The organism is Kitasatospora sp. NPDC057904, from assembly GCF_042887925.1.
Taxonomy (GTDB): domain Bacteria; phylum Actinomycetota; class Actinomycetes; order Streptomycetales; family Streptomycetaceae; genus Kitasatospora.
Genome location: NZ_JBHVOL010000016.1, coordinates 1 through 17,862 on the forward strand (window position 1 = coordinate 1; position 17,862 = coordinate 17,862).

At 70.2% G+C, this 17,862-nt stretch carries 18 protein-coding genes and 2 pseudogenes; 14 read left to right on the top strand and 6 right to left on the bottom strand.

The genetic code is table 11. The features are described 5' to 3' along the window. Nucleotides 1-131 precede the first annotated feature (131 nt). Nucleotides 132-1,484, bottom strand: a complete 1,353-nt coding sequence (locus ACFVSN_RS31855) for a transcriptional regulator (RefSeq protein ID WP_387957070.1) — start codon at nt 1,482-1,484, stop codon at nt 132-134. 174 nt (nt 1,485-1,658) lie between these two features. Between ACFVSN_RS31855 and ACFVSN_RS31860 the strand changes: the two genes are divergently transcribed. The 5 genes from ACFVSN_RS31860 to ACFVSN_RS31880 all read left to right on the top strand — a co-directional run bounded on the left by ACFVSN_RS31860 (nt 1,659) and on the right by ACFVSN_RS31880 (nt 3,780). Continuing rightward, on the top strand, nt 1,659-2,096 hold the full coding sequence (locus tag ACFVSN_RS31860; RefSeq protein WP_387957071.1) for an ATP-binding protein: 438 nt from the start codon (nt 1,659-1,661) through the stop codon (nt 2,094-2,096). Nucleotides 2,097-2,247: 151 nt separating this feature from the next. Further along, nucleotides 2,248-2,715 carry a hypothetical protein gene (locus tag ACFVSN_RS31865; protein ID WP_387957072.1) on the top strand — a complete coding sequence of 156 codons (468 nt, stop codon included), beginning with the start codon at nt 2,248-2,250 and terminating at the stop codon, nt 2,713-2,715. Further along, complete coding sequence (locus ACFVSN_RS31870) at nt 2,712-3,026, top strand: hypothetical protein (RefSeq protein WP_387957073.1); 315 nt, start codon at nt 2,712-2,714, stop codon at nt 3,024-3,026. The genes ACFVSN_RS31865 and ACFVSN_RS31870 overlap by 4 nt, the downstream gene beginning before the upstream one ends. Next, nucleotides 3,023-3,316 carry a hypothetical protein gene (locus ACFVSN_RS31875; protein WP_387957074.1) on the top strand — a complete coding sequence of 98 codons (294 nt, stop codon included), beginning with the start codon at nt 3,023-3,025 and terminating at the stop codon, nt 3,314-3,316. The genes ACFVSN_RS31870 and ACFVSN_RS31875 overlap by 4 nt, the downstream gene beginning before the upstream one ends. Nucleotides 3,317-3,486: 170 nt before the next feature. After that, nucleotides 3,487-3,780, top strand: a complete 294-nt coding sequence (locus tag ACFVSN_RS31880; protein WP_387957075.1) for a hypothetical protein — start codon at nt 3,487-3,489, stop codon at nt 3,778-3,780. A 492-nt stretch (nt 3,781-4,272) separates the two neighbouring features. Here the strand turns inward: ACFVSN_RS31880 and ACFVSN_RS31885 are convergent, their stop codons facing one another. Next, the gene (locus ACFVSN_RS31885) at nt 4,273-4,776 is read right to left on the bottom strand and encodes a DUF4145 domain-containing protein (RefSeq protein ID WP_387957076.1); all 504 of its coding nucleotides are present in this window, start codon (nt 4,774-4,776) and stop codon (nt 4,273-4,275) included. A 638-nt stretch (nt 4,777-5,414) separates the two neighbouring features. Further along, entirely contained in the window at nt 5,415-6,203 is a 789-nt protein-coding gene (locus ACFVSN_RS31890; protein WP_387957077.1) for a GntR family transcriptional regulator, read from the bottom strand. Between the two features lie 250 nt (nt 6,204-6,453). Here ACFVSN_RS31890 and ACFVSN_RS31895 point away from each other — a divergent pair, with 250 nt between their 5' ends. The 5 genes from ACFVSN_RS31895 to ACFVSN_RS31915 all read left to right on the top strand — a co-directional run bounded on the left by ACFVSN_RS31895 (nt 6,454) and on the right by ACFVSN_RS31915 (nt 10,108). Next, nucleotides 6,454-6,801, top strand: coding sequence for a hypothetical protein (locus ACFVSN_RS31895; protein ID WP_387957078.1), 348 nt, complete (start codon nt 6,454-6,456; stop codon nt 6,799-6,801). Beyond that, nucleotides 6,801-7,007: a hypothetical protein gene (locus tag ACFVSN_RS31900; protein ID WP_387957080.1), complete on the top strand. Its 207-nt coding sequence runs from the start codon at nt 6,801-6,803 to the stop codon at nt 7,005-7,007. The genes ACFVSN_RS31895 and ACFVSN_RS31900 overlap by 1 nt, the downstream gene beginning before the upstream one ends. A gap of 20 nt (nt 7,008-7,027) precedes the next feature. Next, nucleotides 7,028-8,308 carry an FtsK/SpoIIIE domain-containing protein gene (locus ACFVSN_RS31905; RefSeq protein WP_387957081.1) on the top strand — a complete coding sequence of 427 codons (1,281 nt, stop codon included), beginning with the start codon at nt 7,028-7,030 and terminating at the stop codon, nt 8,306-8,308. Further along, nucleotides 8,308-8,508, top strand: a complete 201-nt coding sequence (locus tag ACFVSN_RS31910; protein ID WP_387957082.1) for a hypothetical protein — start codon at nt 8,308-8,310, stop codon at nt 8,506-8,508. Before ACFVSN_RS31905 ends, ACFVSN_RS31910 begins: the two co-directional genes overlap by 1 nt. A 157-nt stretch (nt 8,509-8,665) precedes the next feature. Next, nucleotides 8,666-10,108, top strand: coding sequence for a replication initiator (locus tag ACFVSN_RS31915; RefSeq protein ID WP_387957083.1), 1,443 nt, complete (start codon nt 8,666-8,668; stop codon nt 10,106-10,108). Between the two features lie 108 nt (nt 10,109-10,216). Here the strand turns inward: ACFVSN_RS31915 and ACFVSN_RS31920 are convergent, their stop codons facing one another. Next, entirely contained in the window at nt 10,217-11,677 is a 1,461-nt protein-coding gene (locus tag ACFVSN_RS31920) for a recombinase family protein (protein ID WP_387957084.1), read from the bottom strand. Nucleotides 11,678-11,729: 52 nt separating this feature from the next. Between ACFVSN_RS31920 and ACFVSN_RS31925 the strand changes: the two are divergent. After that, nucleotides 11,730-11,891: pseudogene (locus tag ACFVSN_RS31925) on the top strand (dicarboxylate/amino acid:cation symporter); the annotation flags it as partial. A gap of 92 nt (nt 11,892-11,983) precedes the next feature. On the opposite strand, the gene ACFVSN_RS31930 reads toward ACFVSN_RS31925, so the two are convergent. After that, entirely contained in the window at nt 11,984-13,762 is a 1,779-nt protein-coding gene (locus tag ACFVSN_RS31930) for a glycoside hydrolase domain-containing protein (RefSeq protein ID WP_387957085.1), read from the bottom strand. Nucleotides 13,763-14,227: 465 nt separating this feature from the next. Here ACFVSN_RS31930 and ACFVSN_RS31935 point away from each other — a divergent pair. Then, nucleotides 14,228-14,386: pseudogene (locus ACFVSN_RS31935) on the top strand (dicarboxylate/amino acid:cation symporter); the annotation flags it as partial. Between the two features lie 202 nt (nt 14,387-14,588). Here ACFVSN_RS31935 and ACFVSN_RS31940 read toward each other — a convergent pair. Then, complete coding sequence (locus tag ACFVSN_RS31940; RefSeq protein ID WP_030060085.1) at nt 14,589-14,792, bottom strand: cold-shock protein; 204 nt, start codon at nt 14,790-14,792, stop codon at nt 14,589-14,591. Between the two features lie 321 nt (nt 14,793-15,113). Here ACFVSN_RS31940 and ACFVSN_RS31945 point away from each other — a divergent pair, with 321 nt between their 5' ends. Then, nucleotides 15,114-16,010, top strand: a complete 897-nt coding sequence (locus tag ACFVSN_RS31945; RefSeq protein WP_380439979.1) for a menaquinone biosynthetic enzyme MqnA/MqnD family protein — start codon at nt 15,114-15,116, stop codon at nt 16,008-16,010. Nucleotides 16,011-16,135: 125 nt separating this feature from the next. Continuing rightward, nucleotides 16,136-17,839 (top strand): protein kinase, encoded by a 1,704-nt coding sequence (locus tag ACFVSN_RS31950; RefSeq protein WP_387957087.1) that lies wholly within the window; start codon nt 16,136-16,138, stop codon nt 17,837-17,839. The last annotated feature ends 23 nt before the right edge of the window (nt 17,840-17,862 follow it).

Consider the following 17,862-nt stretch of genomic DNA (forward strand, 5'->3'; position numbering starts at 1 on the left):
CAACGCCTCGAAGAACCTCGCCTTCAAGCCCTCAAAATCCACGATCCCCGCAACTCCCTGAACTCAGGGTGTTGCGGGGATCGCTAGAGCCCGCCTGGCAGGGAGAGGGCCCGTTGTGTTTCGCGCGTTGATCAGGCTGCGAGCAGCTCTCGGGCTCGGTCGTTGAAGTCGGCCACAAGGGCGTGGCGGCCGAAGGGCACCATCTGCTGCTTGAGGTTCTGGACGGCTTCGACGGCGCGGGACGACTTCACCTGACTGGTGAGTGTGAGGGTCCGAAGGCCGGCGGCGTGTGCGGCTTCGAGGTCCCGACGCTGGAGGTGGGACACGGCGAGCGCTGCCTGAGACATCGCTCCGCGGCGGGCCCGCTTCTGGGCCCTGGCGTGGTCGATCGACAGACGGGCGTACCGCTCGGACTCGGCGGCGTCGCCGATGTCCTGGAACGTGTTGGCGTGCTCGCCGTTGAGGTAGGCCGGGTCGATGAACCGGGCCCACTCGGCCTCGTTGCCGAGTTGGACGTTCTCGTAGGCCCTCTCCGAGGCGACGACGGCGTGAGCCGCCGCGCGCTTCTCGCCGAGCTTGGCAAGCGCGCGGCCTTCGAGTGCCCAGAGGTCGGCGAGGCACGCGTCCGATTCGGGCGTCCGGGACAGCCCGGCGCGTCCGGCCTGGGCGAGCCGTCGGCCCTCGTCGGGGTGCCCGAGCAGTGTGGCTTGATCGGCCATGCCAGCGAGCACGTGGGCGCCTAGCGCCACGTTCCCGGATTCCTCTGCCAGGCGGAGAGACTGGATCAGGTAGCGCTGCGCCGGTCCGTGCTCCCCGTTGTCGTACGCCATCCACCCGAGCAGGTAGGTCTGCTCCGCGGCAGCTTCGCACAGCGCGCGGCGGACGTCTTCGGTGTAGGTCTGCCGCAGCAGCGGGAAGACGTGCTCGTTCATGTAGGCGGCGAGCGCCAGTCGGCCCGAGCCGCCGCCCTGGAAGATGTCCATCTGCTGGAACGCGCCGAACATGTTCTTCACAGCGGTCACGTCTTCCAGCTGGACTCGCCGGCCAGGCTTAGGCGTCTGGTCGAGTGTCTGGAGCAGCCAGTCACGCGACGGCCCGACCGCAGCCGCGACGGCGAATGTTGATCCGGTCAGGAACTTGCGTCGATCCACGTCGGCCCTCCCAAGGTCTGCAACCGCCTCCACCGTAGCGGGGTAGGACTGGTTGTAGACAAGAGCCCTGTCCGCAACGGACGCAGCCTCAAGCCCGAGATCGTAGGCCGTGACCCGGTAGCCGAAGTGCGCCGAGAACACGTCCGACAGGATGTCCGGCACCGGCCAGCGGGGCGTCTGGCCGGCCAGCCATCGCTTGACGCTGGACGGGTCCGAGGAAATCTGGGGGTGACCCCACTCGGCGGCCTTCGCGCGGACACGGCGGGCGAGTTCGCCAAGTGACCAGCCGGTGCGTCCGAACCAGTCGGCGAGTTGAGCGTTCGGTGCGTTCAAGATCGTTCCCCTGTCGGTGGTCTGACGACCATTCACAACGGTTCAACACCCTCTACGACATTACTCCGACCCGTGCCCTCGGTGTTGTCTGAAGTGCAAGGCCGGGATGGCTGCTTCGTGGACCGAGTGAAGTCGGCGAGGGATGGGGCGGATGCGGTGAACAGGACAGGTGCAGTGACGGGAGCTGCGGCGACGACGCCGACGCGAGAGGCGTTCTTCGAGCTCCCGCGCCACCGAGCGTCGGTTCGCTCGGCTCGGTCCCTGCTGCGGGACTTTCTCGACGGCATGCCGGAAGGCGGTGTGCTCGCCGACGCCGGCGCGCTCGTGCTCTCGGAGCTGGTGACCAACGCGGTGCTCCACGCCCGGGTGCCCAAGGGGCGACGGATCGCCGTGGGCTTCGAGGACGTGCACGGCTTCCTGCGGATCGAGGTGCACGACGCCAGCAGCGAGAAGCCGGCGATCCGGCGGTCGACCGGGCCGGATTGCAGCTCGGGGCGGGGGTTGTGCCTGGTGGAGGCCTTGTCCGTGGAGTGGGGCTGCTGCCCTCGGCCGGGAGGTATCGGGAAGTTCGTTTGGGCTCTGGTGGGCCCGGAAGGCGGTGGTGGGCGATGAGGTTCGGGAGGGCGTCCGGGGTTGCGGGGACGCGGTGCTTCTACTGCGGTGCGGGGCTGCGGAAGGCGCTGGCGCGGTTCATCGTCGTGAACGGTCAGGCGGTGGGTGTTCACCGGTGGCACCCGCGTCGGGCGGGGGAGGTGGCGGCGTGATGGCCCTTCCTGTGGCGCCTGGCGCTGGCCGGCCTCGGCCGGCTGATCGGTTTCCGCACCTGGCGTTCAGCCTGGGGCAGTGGCGGGTGGATGAGGCGTACTGGGCCCTGGAGGCGATCAAGGCCGGGGCGCCGCTGAAGGAGATGGGTCACGCAGAGCTGCTGTCCACTGCCCGGGGCTCGCTGCTGCACGTGGAGTCCCTGGTCAAGCTGCTGGAGGCGGTGGAGTGCGCGTTCCCCGTCGACCAGCCGGCGACGCTCGCTGAGGCGATCGAGCCGATCAGTGACTACCTGAGGTGGGCGCTGGACACGGATGCGCCGCTCAGGGGCGGTAAGGCGGCGTTCGTCGGTGAGGTGCGTCGGGTGCGCCAGCCCTCGGTGCGAGTCCGGGTGGAACTGGAAGTGATGGAGCGCAAGCTCACTGGGCTGGGGTTCAAGCGCCGCGCGCGGAGGAAGGGGAGGTCATGACCGGAACCGGGCGCACCGCCCAGTTGAATGCGCCGTACCCGTTCCCGGTGGCAGTGGAGGTCCGCGGGGTCACGGAGACGGCGCGCTTCTCCCGGCTGTCGGACGCGCTGACCGCGCTGCTCGGCTCGCTGCGGGCGCTGCCGCTGGACGCGGAGCAGTGGAGGTACTTCGACGACCTGTTCGGGCCGGACGCGGTGCCTTCGATCGGGCACCGGCTCGCGATGTACGGGCAGGTACGGGCGCTCGCGTTCGTCGGGATCACGCCCTACGTGGTCAAGCTCTACCCGGCCGACCCGGAGGTGCGCCCGTGATCCGGCACGATCCTCGGACCTGGTGGGGCAGGGCCGTGTGGTGGTGGTCGCTGCGCGGTCAGTTCTCCTGGCCGGTGCGGGCCGTCTCCCCGAGCCGGCGTGCGGTCCACCGTGAGGTGGCGGCCTGGTTCGCCGAACTTCGGTCTGCCGACATCTCTCAGGAGCGGCTGGCGCGGCGGATCTGGCAGGAACGCATGGGAGTTGATGATCCGCTGGCCGGACTGGACGAGGCGGAGCTGTTCCGCCGGATCTTCGGCCGCGAACCCGACGAGAACGAGCCTGCGCGGTAGGGCCCTGGCGTGAGCAGGGACAACTGAAGACGTGCCGGACCACCCCGTGACCTTGGCGGGAGATGGGGTGGTCCGGTGGGTCGGAACCCGGTGCCGATGGTATCGGGCTCCTCGGCATGTGTGCGCACGGTTGGCCGGTTCGGTTGTTAACCAGGGGAGTTGAGGGACTGTTGTACGGGGACGACGACTTCAGTGCGGAGTTGGCGGCCGGCCTCGACCCGGACTCGTGGGTGTGGCTGCCGGGGGTGGACTACGCGGCCGGGTGGAGAGTCGCACGGCGGACAGCAGACGAGCTGAACGAGCTGCTGGCTTTGTGCGGCGTGAAGCGTTCCGCCCTCCGGGCGATCGCCGACACCGACGCCCAAGGTGGGCCGGTGGTGCGGCTGGAGGGGATCGCCGAAGGGTGGCTGAGCCTCGAAGAGCTTCTGTGCCTGGCCGCGTACGCGCGGCAGGGGTCCGATTGACAGGTGACCGGTGGCGGAGAGTGAGCGCTCGCACATCTTTGCGACTTGATCGAGAGGATTTGCCCCGTGGTAAGGAAGAGGCCCCGTTGCCATCTATGGCCAACTTGGCGTGTCAGAAGCCGTGTTGGGCCATCAGGGCGATTGGGTGTAATGTGCAGAGCGCGCTACCACTCCCGCAAGGGGGCGGGCTTGGACACACCGCAAAGCGGATTCAACCGAGTTCGTCCCGACTGGCGGAGCGGTTCTACGCCCTTGCTGAAAGGTCGTGCCTCATGGCATCTCCAAACGGTAAGCGTGCGTGGTGCACAGAGGTTGGCCAACAGTTCCTTAAGTCCCTTGTGGGCCGGGTTCTTGTTGAGGCCGTAATCTGGGCAGCGCACCACTGCGGCCACTAGCCGTAGTGTGAGGGCCCCTCAGGGGGCCCTCATTATTTATGCGGTAAAGAAGTTGCGGCGGGGGCACTGGCGTGGCTGGAGCACCGCAATGCTAGCTTTATGCGTCACCAACCGGCTTGGAGTTCGCCGCTGGCGCTTTACCTGAAATTCCGCGTTGCAGGCGACGCTCCTGAAACTTCTCAAACTGTGCCGCGTATACGTAGAGATAGTCAAGTAGCGCATCGCAAAGTGCTAGTGCATCTGCGGCGTCCTCTGGGGAAACCATCTTCCCGGTGTAGTGCGCGCCTTCGTTGCCCAAGACGCGGAGGGCCTGGGCCCAGGCAAGAAGACGTTCGTCGATCTTCCCCAGTTCCTTTAGTTGCTCCAGGCCCTTTACGAGGCCACCGCGGGGGCTCATCACATTATGCTCGGCACATACGCCTTCAAGCGTGCGGCGAACCATCACTACAGCAGCGGTGTAGGCCTTGGATGAGAAGCAGCGACGAGCTTCGTCTTGTTCTTGCCACAGCGCTGGCGGTATCAAGTGGTTTGTAGAGCGCGTCCTGCCCGGCCACACTGCGATGGGCTCCCCATCCCATCCGTCGCCGTAGTCCTCCTCCACTGCCAGAATCCCCCGGCCGCAGCGAGAGCACTGAGCAAGCTGTAGAAGTGAAGGCGGTCCGTGGTCTGGGTTACGGTCAGCAACTACGCCATGCACTTTGGCTATTACGGGTTGATCGCAGTCTCCGCAAGTGACCACGATTGCGCGTCCAGGGCGCTCGCTATCGACCATGACCTCAGGATAGAGACAAACCAGATCCCAAGTCATGGGCTCGCAACAAGGCGCTGGCGGCGGAGCGGTTTTGGCCGGTGTCCTGCCTGGTCTGGGGTCGGGCATGATCGGGGGGCCGTAAGCTGCTGCGACTCGGTCAGGGCTTTTGGGCCTGACCGCAGTTTGGCCGAGTGGCCCCCCGGTCTTGCCCGACTCGGGTCCCGGACCGGGGAGGTGGGTAAAACCGTGGAGCCGCCCATCCCTGGCCATCGCGCGGCAGCGAACGGGCTTGCGCGCCTTCGCTGTTGGTGGCCGTGTCTTCGTGGGCGGGCCAGGCGCCCGGCCGGGACCGGCCGGCAGGCCGCAGCCCGGCCGAGGCGGCAGGCCCGCCCGGCGGCGCTCGGCGCCGCCGCTTGAGTAAGTGAAGGAAAGATGCGACAGCCCCCGCGCCCTGCTCGGACGTGGGGGCTGATCGGTGTGGGCGGCGGCTATCGGCCTGCCTTGGCCGTTCGGGCGGTGCGCTTGGGCTTCGCGGGCTCGATGTCGTAGGTGAGCGCGGTGGTTTCGGCCCCGAGCCTGGTCTCTTCGAGGAGCAGGGGCAGGTTCATGGCCTGGTCGTAGGTGATGCGGTGGGCGACCAGGAGGACGGCGGCCTCGGACAGGTGGAGGGCTTCGCGTTCGTCGGGCTGGGGGATGCGGGCGCTGACCCTCTCGCGCCAGGCGAGTTCGCGGCCGGCGGCGGCAAGCGTCGCGTACGCCTCGGCCGGGGTGGCGTCCGGCTGCTGGGTGAGGGGGGTGTCCTCGATGCGTTCCATCGGGAGTAGGAGGCGGTGGAGGGCGCGGCCGTCGCCGGTGGGGTTGGTGATCAGGCGGTCGACGCCGATCAGTAGCTCGTCGTGCTCCATCTCCAGCAGCGGGGCGGTGATGGCGTCGGTGCGGGTTCGGTAGACGGCCGGTTCCTCGCCGTGGCCGAACCAGGCGTCGGTGGGCGTCTCGTAGGTGCCGCCGCGGTGGGTGACCGTGCGTTCCATGGCGCCGGAGGGGCCGTTGACCGCGGTGCGGACGAAGGTGCCCCGGCCCTGCTTCACGTCCAGCAGGCCCTCGCTGCGGAGGGCGGCGACGGCGAGGCGGACGGTCGGGCGGGAGACGCCGTACTTCTCGGCGAGATCGGTCTCCGTCGGCATCTGGGTTCCGGGGGGCCACTCGCCGGCGGCGATGGACTGTCGCATCGCTGCGGCCACCTGCTTGTGCAGCGGCTCGTTCCGGATGATCGCCATGGTGTTGACCCCTTGGTGCGGGCGCCGGGGAGGGCCCGCTTCGTGTGTGGCGTGTGGTTTTCGAGGGTTCGTGTGTCGTCGTTTGCCCTGGTCGGGCGGCATCTGTAGGTCTGTCGTCAGTCGCTAGGCGTTAAACGTAAGCATGAATCGCTTGCGCCGGGGCGTCAAGGAGGGGCATCGTCGAAGCGCAAAGGTAAGTACGTTTGACGACCGACGTTAAGCGGCCTTTGCTCCATTGGAGCGTGCGCTCATGCAGTCCATTCCCGTGGACGGAACCCGGCTCGGCACGATGACCTGCATCGTCGCCCCGGAGGTGCGGATCGCGAACCGCGAGACCGGTGAGATCAGGAAGGACCGCGAGGGGCAGACCGTGTACACGGTTGGTGTCGCGGTGCGGCAGGACGGCCGGCGGGCCTCGATCATCGAGATCAGCGTGTCCGGCGAGCCGGTCGGCGTCGTGGAGGGCGTGCGGGTGCACGTCACCGGCCTGACCGCGTTTTCCTGGGCGATGGGGGACCGGCACGGCCTGTCCTTCCGCGCTGACGCCATCACCCCCGCCCCCGCGCAGACCACCGGGCGTAAGGGCGGTGAGGCCTGATGAGCACCGTGACCCGCGCCCGCCTGCGGCGTCTGCTCGGTGAGCTCGGAGACCTGGCCGACGAGGTCAACCCCTTCGCCGCCGACAGCAGCGGCGCCCAGCTCTTCGACCACATCGCCACCCTCGCCGCCAAGGCCGCCGGACAGGCCCGCGACCTGGAGACCGAGGCCCACAACACCGCGATGGAGAACGGGGGCCGGCCGTGATCCTCGCCCAACTTCTCTGGGTGGCACTGCTCGCCACGGTGCTCATCCTCCTCGCCACCGCCCCCGGGCTGCGGCGCAACTACCCCTACATCTGGTGGTGCCTGCTCGGCTACCCCGTCACCGTGATCCGGGTCCGGCTGACCTGGCGGCGGCTGACCACGAACCTCGGCCTCGCCGTGGCCAAGCGTCCCGGGCGGGCCCTGCTCGGCGACCTGGTCGTGAGGGGCGATCCCCTCAAGCCGGTCCCGCCCCGCCTGGGCATGCCGAAGCTACGGCGCGGCGGCCTGGACGTGGCGGTGCGGATGCACCCCGGGCAGGTGCCGGACCACTTCCTGTCCGCCGTGGAAGCGCTCACGCACGCCTGGCGAGTCCACGCGGTCCGGCTGTTCTCCGACGAGCGCGGGTTCGTCACCCTCTCCGCGCTGGCCTGGGACCCGCTCCGCGCTCCGATCGTGCCGTACCAGCTGAAACAGCGCGTGCTGCGGGCGGTCGTCGGGCTGCTGGAGGACGGCCGGGCCTGGGTGATCGACTTCCGGCGCGCGCCGCACTGGCTGATCGTCGGCGCCACCCGCTCCGGCAAGTCCACCCTGATCGCCTCCCTGGTGAAGGAACTCGCCCCGCAGCGCGTCGCACTGTTCGGCATCGACCTCAAGGGCGGCATGGAACTCTCGCTGTTCGAAGACAGGTTGTCGGCGCTGGCCTCGACGCGGGCGGAAGCAGCCCGGCTGCTCGGCGAGTTGGTGGCGGAGACGGAAGCGCGGATGCAGCTCTGCCGCTCGGTCGGGGCCCGGTCGATCTGGGACCTGCCCGCCAAGCTCCGGGTGTTGCCCGTCGTCCTGATCGTCGACGAGGTTGCCGAGCTGTACCTGATGGCGACGCGGGAGGACAAGGCGGAGGTCGGGGAGATCTCCACGAACCTCCTGCGGCTGTCCCAGCTCGGCGCGGCCCTCGGGATCCACCTGGTGATCGCCGGTCAGCGGGTCGGCTCCGACCTCGGCCCCGGCGTCACCGCGCTGCGGGCGCAGTTGGCCGGCCGGATCTGTCACCGGGTGAGCGACGCGGGCACGGCGGAGATGGCGTTGGGTGACCTCAACAAGGACGCCCTCGCCGCAGCCCAGCGGATCACGCTCGCGGAACAGGGCGTCGCCATCACCGCCGACACCGACGGCCAGTGGCTCCGGGCCCGCTCGATCCACGTCACCCCCGACCAGGCCCGCCGGGCCGCGAGGAAGTACGCCCGCCTCGCCCCCACCTGGCCCGGTCTGCACGTCGACGAGCCGGCCGAAGGGGTCTACCTCTGATGGGCAACGGCGCCGCTCTCGTCCTGATCGCCTTCCTGGCCCTGGCCACCTTCCTCCTGGTGCGCTCCGGCGAAATCAAAGCCTGGCACGTCGCCCTCGTCGGCGTCCTCGCCATCTACCTCGACCGCATCGGCTGGACCGACCCGATCGTCTACGCCGTGACCTGGATCATCCAGGGCCTTACCCACACCACCACCTGAAAGACGTGACCACCGTGCCAGCCAGCCCAGCCACCTCCGGCGGACCGACCCCGATCCGCCGGGCCCCCTCCACCCGCCCCCACGCCACCCCCGGCCGGACCACACACAGCTTGGCCCGGCCGGGGCCCGGCGAACCCTGGCCCTGGAGACACCCCCCATGACCCGCCCCAGCACCAACCCGTACACCGACCCCACCGCACGCCGCGCCTACCTCTCCCGGGAGGCGCGGCTACGCCAACTACCCTCCATCGAGAGGGACTTGATCCGCCTCGGACAGATGCCGGACCTGGACCGCTGGATCGAACAGATCCGCGCCACCGGCGGCTGCGCGGAACCGGTCTACCTCACCGGGCACACCACGACGTTGGACGGCACGACTGGTGAGGTCCTGCGGCACTACTCGACCGCCACCGAACCCGGCGGCCGGCTCGCCGTCCGCTGCCGCAACCGCCGGGCCACCCGGTGCCCGTCCTGCTCGCGCGAGCACAGCGGCGACACGTTCCACCTGGTCCGCTCCGGCCTCATCGGCGGCAAGGGAGTCCCCGAGGCGGTACGGACGCACCCTCGGCTGTTCGTCACCCTGACCGCTCCCTCCTTCGGCCCGGTCCACCGCGCGGGCGACTGCCACCGGGCCCGGCGCCGACGCTGCGAACACGGCCGCCAGCACGGCTGCGGCCGGACCCACTCCGATACGGACCCGCTCATCGGTCAGCCGCTCTGCGCCGACTGCTACGACTACCCCGGCCACGTCCTGTGGAACGCCATGGCCCCGGCGCTGTGGAAGGCCTTCCGTGACAACCTCTACCACCACGTCGCCACTCGGACCGGCCACGGCCGATCGCAGGTACGCACCCTGCTCCGGGTCTCGACCGCGAAGGTCGCCGAGTACCAGAAGCGCGGCGCTGTCCACTTCCACGCCGTCATCCGCTTCGACGGCCCCGACGGACCCACCTCTCCGCCCCCGCCCTGGGCCACGGCGGATCTCCTGATGGAGACCGTGCGTTCTGCGGCTGCCGCCGTGGCCCTGCCACGCCCCGAATCGGCGGCGTACGGCGACGGACGGCTCAGCTTCGGTACCCAACTCGACGCCCACCCTCTCACCGGCGGGGACGGCGCACGCCTCACCGACGACGCCGTAGCCGCCTACGTCGCCAAGTACACGAGCAAGAGCGCCGAAACCGCCGGCGCCGCCGACCGCCGCATCACGACCCTCGCCGAGATCCGAGCACTGCACGTCACGCCCCACATACGGGCTCTCATCACCACTGCATGGCGCCTCGGCGGCCTGCCCGAACTGGAGCACCTGCGCCTTCGCACGTGGGCCCACATGCTCGGCTACAGGGGCCACTGCCTCACCAAGACCCGCGCCTACTCCACCACCTACGGCCAACTCCGGGCCGCCCGCGCCGAACACGCCCGCACCCTCGCCGGCGCCCCCGCCCTCTACGCCGACTGGGACAACGAGACCACCACCGAATCCGCCTGGCGCTTCGTCGAAACCGGCCACACCCCCGCCGAAGCACTCATCGCAGCGGGAATCGCCGAAGACCTCGCCACGAATCGGGAAATCGCCAGGCAATCGGCGGGTGAGCGGTCATGACTGCTCCGGCGAGTGATCCGGTGGCGGACTGGATCGCGGAGATCCTCTCGCGATGGGTGCCCCCGGAGGACTACGACGCGCAGCTCTCCGGGGTCGTCGCCGGGTACGTCAGTGATCGTCGGCGGGCGCGTGCTCCTCAGTCGGGGGCCGCTGGCCAACCGGAATGACCCTGATCGAGTCGAGCTCCGGCGGCTTCCTCCGGCCGCGCCCGACGCTGTAGACCTCGACCTCCGAGATCACCGTTGCCACGATGGCCCGGCGGCGTTCGAGGTTCTGCATCGTGTCATCGCGCCAGACGGCAAGGGCGTCCACCTCAGTCTGCGACTGTGCGACGGCGGCGGCGGCCTCCTGGGCTCGCAAGGACTGCAACTCCGCGCGGAGGTGACCCAAGGCGTCGAAGTAGTCCTCGTCCTCCAACTTCTGGTCCTTCCAACGGAGGCGCAGCAGCCGGATTCGTTCCTCAAGCCGGGAGATGTCGCCGGTCAGGTCCACGCCGGACTCCGCAGGCGTGATCTTCGGCTGGCGGGCAATCAGCGCCGCTTCCACAACCTCGTTGAGCCGGTCCTCGATCCAGGTGTAGGCCCGGCTGACCTTGCCGCAGCCGGTCCGGCCCTCGGCTCCCGTCCGGCCGGTGTGGCATCGGGTCTGCCGGAAGGTCCGGGTCTTGTCGCTGGTCCACTGGATCGCCATCACGACACGGCAGTCGCCACACTTCAGGAAGCCCGAGTACAGGTGCTTCCGCTTGCCTGACCCTTGAGCCGCCGGGGTCGCTCGGCTGTCGAGGACGGCTTGGACGTTCTCCCACTCCTCCTTGGTGAGCGGGTGCGGGTAGACGCTGTCGCCGAGTACCTGCCCCTTGTAGGTGATGATCCCGCCGACGCGCTCGGACCGGTACACGCGCTTGACCTTGTGGGGCGTCCACATGGTTCCGCTGGCGGATGAACGCGACCCCTTCTCGTTCCACGTGCGGGCCACGTCGCCCGGGGTCTTGCGGTCCATGAGCATCTCGTAGCCGAGCCTGATCAGCTTGACCTCCTCCGGCACGATCCGCTGGAACCCGGAGTCGGCCTCGAAACCGAACACCCGGGGTCCGCCGGCGTGGGGCTTCCCCTTCTCCCGGCGCTGGAGAAGAGCCGAGTTGACCCGCTCCGCCATGCGTTCGGTTTCCTGCTGCGCTACCGCACCCTTGATGGTGAGGATCATGCGCCCGGAGGCGCTGGAGGTGTCCTCGCCCTCGGTGGTGGCGAAGGCGAACCCGTACTCCTTCTGTTCCTCCAGGAAGCTGGTCAGCTCGGTGATTCGCCGGGTGAGCCGGTCGATCGAGTAGACGACGATCGCGTCGATCACTCCGGAGCGGGCGTCTTTCATCATCTCGGTGTAGACCGGCCGGGGCTTCCGGCTGGTGGTGGACGCCGAGACGTCGTTCTCCGCGTAGAGCTTCAGGACCGTCCACCCGAGGCGGTCACACAGTTCCCGGCAGGCCTTCTCTTGGCGCTGGATGCCGAGTTCCTGTCCCTTGCGATCCTTGCTGATGCGGACGTAGATGCCGACCCGCGAAGCCTTGGGCATTGCCACCCCTTGAGCGCAGATGATCACCATGCGTAACGTAGGTGTTCACGGTACAGCGACGAACGTCGCCGGGCAGGCGCTGGTGCCGGTCATCGTGGCGGCGCGGGAGAAGACGCTCGACCTCGTCGCGTACAACAGCCCGGCCGGTGACCTGCTGAACGAGCCGGCCACCATCCCGGCGCAGGCCACAACGAAGGCTGCCGCTGCGGCCTGATGAGTCCAGCGAACGGGCCCTCTCCCGCCTCGGGGAGAGGGCCCGTTCGCTGGGCGTGCGCAGCGTGGCGAGCTGCGTGCGCTACTGGGCGATCAGAACCACCGGCCGGTGACCGGGGTGTCGGTGGTGGCCCCGAAGCGGAGGCTGTAGAGCACCGAGCCGGAGTCGTAGAGTGCGCCGTAGAAGCTCGCCGTGCTGGGCCGGAAGACGCCGACCTTGTCGATCCCGCTCCCGTTCCAGTCGCCCTTGATCGGGACGTCGCCCTGAGCGCCGAACAGGACGGTGTGGTTGATGGCGACCGAGGTGTTGGAGTTGCTCAGGTAGAACGCGCAGTCGCCCGGCCGGTAGATCCCGACGGTGTCCTTGCCCGTGCCGCTCCAGTTCCCGACCATCGGAACGTCCCCGGGGTTGCCCAGCTTGATGGCGAAAGCCACCGTCTGGTTGTCGTTGGTCAGGTAGAACGCGGAGTCGCTCGGCCGGTAGACGCCGATGGTGTCCCGGCCCTGGCCGGTCCAGTCCCCGACCAGGGGGATGTCGCCGGGGCTGCCGAACGGGGCCGCGACGGCGACGGTCGCGTTGTCGTTGGTCAGGTAGAACGCGGAGTCGCTCGGCCGGTAGACGCCGATGGTGTCCCGGCCCGGACCGCTCCAGTGGCCGGTGAGCGGAATGTCGTTCGGTGAGCCGAAGGTGACGGCTGCGGTGACGTTGCCGCTGCTGTCGGCCATCGCGAAGGTCTGGGCGCCCGGACGGTAGATACCCGCCAGGGTCGGCTTGCCGTTGGGCGTGGTGTTGACCTGGACGTCGAGGTAGTCGCGGTCGATGTTGATCGTGGCGCCGCCCCAGGTCTCGGTGACGTTGCCGTCGTACTGGTGGACGCGCTGGTGGTTGGCCCAGGCGGTGCTCGGGATCACCGGTTCGTTGACGTCCGCAGCGCCGTTCCACCGTGCGGTGAACAGCACGTCGGGCATGGTGTAACCCTTGCCGCTGCCACTGTTGTTGACCAGATCCGCGATGCCGGTGGAGGCACTGCTGTAGACACCGGAGTTGTAGCCCTGCGCGTGGAGTTCGGCGCTCCAGGCGGACAGGAACGGCTGAACCGTCGAGGAGTACGTCGCGACGTTGTAGGACTCCATGTCGTAGTACAGGACGCTCCCCGGGCCGAGACCGAGAGCCGCGGCGTTGGCCACGGCATCGTCGGCCGCGGCGGCACCCTGGCCGGCCGGCGCGGTGATCCTGGAGGCCTGGAGACCGACGTACACCGGCAGGAAGCGCCAACCGGCGGAGTACTGCTGCTGCATCCAGGACGCCGTCAGATTGGGCTGGCTGCAGGCTCGGCCGGCGCCCCCGATGTAGATGCCGAGGGCTTGGTAGGGCGAGTTGGCGCGCCAGGTGTTCATCGTGTTGGCGTCGGGTGCCGAACAGGCGTCGAAGCCCTTGCCCGTGTACTTGGTCGCATCGGCCGGCAGCGCGGGCGGGGTCGACGCAGTGGCGGCAGGAGACGATTGGACAGGTGCCGCCGCCGCGAACGACCGCTTGGTGGGCGGGGCGGCGATCGGCTCCTTCGTTGCGCCGGCGGGGAAGCCGGCCGAGGAGAGGACCGACCGGACGAGCGCCTGGTCATCGTCGTAGACTCCGGTGGCCGTGATCCCTGGAGCGGTGGCGTGGACCCTCCGCTCGATCTCCGACACGGTCGTGGCCGACGCGGCGTCATCGGCGCCGGGCTCGACGAGCAGTGCCTCGGTGGTGCCCACCACGTGTGCGGGGCAGTCCTGGCGGGCCCCGGGGGTGCCGAGATAGACGGCGTGCCGGTCGAAACGCACGCAGGCCGTCGGATTGGCCGCGAGATCGATCACCGGCCAGTCGGCGGGCACGTGAAACGAGTGGCCGAGGTAGGAAACATCCTTGGTGGGCGTCGCCGGCGCGCTCGGATCGGCCTGCGCGGATCCCAGGCTGACGACGGACAGCGCCGTCGTCAGCCCGAGTGCGGTGAGTATTCGACGACGGGGACTGGTCAGTGTGGTGATGGGGTTCTCCCGTGGGAAGCGTCCCGGGCGGTGCCCGGTTCGGCGGCCAGGTCCCGCGCCCAGGCCGTGCGGCCGAAAGCGCGTCAGCACAGCATAGAAATCCCGACTGACACGCCAGTAGCCGCTTACCCCTCGGGCGAACGTGGATCGCTGAGTGCCCATCACCCGAATCTCCGGACACTGGGTGACGCCCTGACGGACAGGGCTGTTGCGTGACCCGTCGAACCGGCTCCGGGCCGACGTCCCTCGGGTGCCACGGAGGGAGACGAAGCATGGCCGGCCCAGCGGCGATCCCGGCCCAGGCCCTTCGGGAACGTCGCCGGGCAGGCGCTGGTGCCGGTCATCGTGGCGGCGCGGGAGAAGACGCTCGACCTCGTGGCGTACAACAGCCCGGCCGGCGACCTGCTGGACGCCCGGGACTCCGCCGTGATCCCGGCCCAGGCCGGGGCGAAGGTCGCCGCCGCGGCCTGACGCAGCCGACGGGGCCCGGCCCCCGCGCCCGACCGGCACGGGCGCGGGCCTTCGCGCGTCCGTGGTGCGGGGGTGGGGAAAAGGCAGGGGGCCCGCCGTGTGGCGGGCCCCCTTGGGTGTTGCTCTTGTGCTCATCGTGGCGGCCGTCGGGAGCCGCCTGCGGACCCGTGGGGTCCCGAGCGATCAGATCATCAGAGGATGGTCAGATAGCGGTGACGTTCTCCGCCTGCGGGCCCTTCGGACCCTGGGTGACGTCAAAGCTGACCGCCTGGTTCTCCTCCAGCGAGCGGAAGCCGCTCGCGTTGATGGCGGAGTAGTGGACGAAGACGTCGGGGCCGCCGCCCTCCTGGGCGATGAAGCCGAAGCCCTTCTCAGCGTTGAACCACTTGACGGTTCCCGTGGCCATGCCGTTCTCCTTGCGAGGCGTGTCGGGGGCCACACCGTGTGGCTCCCGGTCCGCTGCGCTGATCGCCCTGCCTCCGGACGAGTCCGAAGTTTTTCGATATTGCTGAAAAACTACAAAAAGCCTGCGGTTACATGCTCCGCAGGCTTCAAGTACTGCAAGGGGAATCAAACTGCAACTGAGGGCAACGCTAGCATGCGGTTGCGGTGACGACCAGGGGTGAACTGCGGTGCGCACGGCGCGTGTCGGGAGGGCGGGTGCGAGCCGTTCACGACACCGGGCATACGCTGCGGGGAGGCGCACGAAGAGCAAGGGAGCGGCGCAGTGGAGCACACCCCGGAGGAACGCACCCCGGTCAGGCCGAGGGTCGGACACATTCAGTTCCTGAACTGCGTACCCCTCTACTGGGGACTCGCCAGGACCGGCAATCTGCTCGACCTCGACCTCACCAAGGACACCCCCGAGAAGCTCAGCGACCAGCTGGTCGACGGCACGCTCGACATCGGCCCGATCACCTGCGTCGAATACCTGCGGCACGCCGACGAACTGCTCGTCCTGCCCGACATCGCGGTCGGCAGCGACGGCCCGGTGATGTCCTGCGTGATCGTCAGCAAGGTGCCGCTCGGCGACCTCGACGGCCGCCGGGTCGCCCTCGGCTCCACCAGCCGCACCTCCGTCCGGCTCGCCCGCCTGCTCCTGGAGGAGCGCGAGGGCGTCCGCCCCGAGTACTTCAGCTGCCCGCCCGACCTCGCCCAGATGCTCGCCGAGGCCGACGCCGCCGTCCTCATCGGCGACCCGGCGCTGCGCGCCCACCTCGGCCAGGCGGCCGACCTCGGGCTCACCGTCCACGACCTCGGCGCGATGTGGAAGGAGTGGACCGGCCTGCCCTTCGTCTTCGCCGTCTGGGCGGTGCGCCGCGACTTCGCCGCGCGCCGGCCCGAACTGACCGCCGCCGTCCACCGGGCCTTCCTGGAGTCCCGCGACCTGTCGCTGGTCGAGGCGGCCAAGGTCGCCGAGCAGGCCGCCCGCTGGGAGGCCTTCGGCGCCGACGTGCTGGAGCGGTACTTCAGCGAGGCGCTCGACTTCTCGCTCGGCGAGCGGCAGCTGGCCGGCGTCGCCGAGTTCGCCCGCCGGGTCGCGCACGACAGCGGCTTCGCGCCGGACGTCGCCGTGCGGCTGCTGGAGCCGGTGGCGGGCCTGGAACCCGCGGTGGTCGGCTGAGATCCTGAGGCACCGACGTCCCGGGAAGCCGGGGCCGGTACGGTCTGCTCCCGGGCGCGCGCGGTGCGGGCGTCCGGGAGCGGCCCGGTGGAGGGCCGTCCGTCGGCGAGGGGAGCGTGCGGGGGATGCAGGCACTGGGGCCGGACGACCCGCGCCAGGTGGGCGCCTACCGGCTGTTGCGCCGGCTCGGCGCCGGCGGCATGGGCCGGGTCTACCTCGGCCGCACGGCCGGCGGGCGCACCGTCGCCGTCAAGCTCGTCCGCGGCGAACTCGCCGACGACGCCGAGTTCCGCGCCCGCTTCCGGCAGGAGGTCGCGGCCGCACGCCGGGTCGGCGGCAGCTGGACCGCGCCCGTCCTGGACGCCGACACCGAGGGCGAACAGCCCTGGGTCGCCACCGGCTACGTCGCCGGGCCCGCGCTCGGCACCGCCGTCCGCGACGGCGGGCCGCTGCCCGAGGCCGCCGTGCGCGCCCTCGGCGTCGGGCTCGCCGAGGCGCTCGCCCACGTCCACGGCCTCGGCCTGGTGCACCGCGACGTGAAGCCGTCCAACGTGCTGCTCACCCTGGACGGCCCGCGGCTGATCGACTTCGGCATCGCCCGCGCCCTGGACGCCGCCGGCGGATTCACCCAGTCGGGTTACGTCGTCGGCTCGCCCGGCTTCATGTCGCCCGAACAGGCGAACGGGCAGGGTGTCGGGCCGGCCGGTGACGTCTTCTCCCTCGGCGCGGTGCTCGCCTACGCGGCCACCGGCGTCCACCCCTTCGGCGAGGGCGTCAGCGCGGCCGTCCTCCTCTACCGCGTGCTGCACGAGCAGCCGGACGTCCCCGGGCTGAGCGGGCCGCTGCGCTCGATCGTCCTCGACTGCCTCGCCAAGGAGCCGTCCGACCGGCCCACTCCGCAGCAGCTCCGCGCCCGGCTCGACCCGGAGGGCACGGCGGCCCTGCGGCTGCGGCAGGGCGGCTGGCTGCCGCCGGCGCTCGCGGCGGGGGTGGGGCGCAGCGCGGTCGAACTGCTGGACCTGGAGGGGGAGTCGGGGAGCGCTCCGGCCGACGTGCCGCCGGCGGCCTGGGGGCCGGCCTCCGGGGCGGCTTCCGGGCCGGCCTCCGGGACGGGTGCCGGGGCGGGTGCCGGGGTGGAGCGGACGCCGACCTACGTGCCGCCGACGCCCGGGGGCGGCTCCCGGCCGCGCCGCGCGGTGCTGGTCGCGGCCCTGGCGGCGGCGCTGGTGGTGCTCGCGGGCGGCGGGTACGGGACGTACCGGTGGCTGGACCCGGCGGCTCCCGCGGTGACGGCCACGAGCAGCGGTTCGCCCACCGGCCCGTCCGGGAGCGGCAGCGCCGTGCCGGAGCCCGCGCCGACGCCGGACGGTCCGACCGCGGTAGCGAGCACCCCGAGCACCCCGGGCACTTCGAGCGGGCCGGGCACGCCGACCGGGCCGAACGCGGTGCCGGCCGCGTTCCTCGGCACCTGGACCGGCGACATGGCCACCGAAAAGGGCGTGCCCGCGGGCACCACCCGGCTCACCATCGGGCCGGCCGCGATCGGGCAGGAGAACACCACCAGCCAGAACGGCATGTCCGGCATCATCTCGATCAGCTGCGACGGCGTCTGGAAGCTGCGGGAGGCGGGCCCGAAGAAGCTCGTGTTCCAGTCCCGGCTGGTCCGCTCCAGCCTGCCCGGCGCGTGCTCCGGCGGCGCGTACACCGAGACGCTCACCCTGCAGGACGACGGGACGATCCGCTTCACCTCCGCCGACCCGGTGGCGGGCAACCCGGCCGGGACGATGCACCGCACGGGCGCGGCCCAGCCCGACGGCACCAGCCGGTGAACACGGGTGAACACGGGTGAACA

Coding starts and splice junctions, on each gene's coding strand:
- ACFVSN_RS31865 (WP_387957072.1), top strand. CDS start 2,248: ATGGCCCTTCCTGTGGCGCCTGGCGCTGGCCGGCCTCGGCCGGCTGAT.
- ACFVSN_RS31870 (WP_387957073.1), top strand. CDS start 2,712: ATGACCGGAACCGGGCGCACCGCCCAGTTGAATGCGCCGTACCCGTTC.
- ACFVSN_RS31890 (WP_387957077.1), bottom strand. CDS start 6,203: ATGGCGATCATCCGGAACGAGCCGCTGCACAAGCAGGTGGCCGCAGCG.
- ACFVSN_RS31895 (WP_387957078.1), top strand. CDS start 6,454: ATGCAGTCCATTCCCGTGGACGGAACCCGGCTCGGCACGATGACCTGC.
- ACFVSN_RS31900 (WP_387957080.1), top strand. CDS start 6,801: ATGAGCACCGTGACCCGCGCCCGCCTGCGGCGTCTGCTCGGTGAGCTC.
- ACFVSN_RS31910 (WP_387957082.1), top strand. CDS start 8,308: ATGGGCAACGGCGCCGCTCTCGTCCTGATCGCCTTCCTGGCCCTGGCC.
- ACFVSN_RS31915 (WP_387957083.1), top strand. CDS start 8,666: ATGACCCGCCCCAGCACCAACCCGTACACCGACCCCACCGCACGCCGC.
- ACFVSN_RS31920 (WP_387957084.1), bottom strand. CDS start 11,677: ATGCCCAAGGCTTCGCGGGTCGGCATCTACGTCCGCATCAGCAAGGAT.
- ACFVSN_RS31940 (WP_030060085.1), bottom strand. CDS start 14,792: ATGGCCACGGGAACCGTCAAGTGGTTCAACGCTGAGAAGGGCTTCGGC.
- ACFVSN_RS31950 (WP_387957087.1), top strand. CDS start 16,136: ATGCAGGCACTGGGGCCGGACGACCCGCGCCAGGTGGGCGCCTACCGG.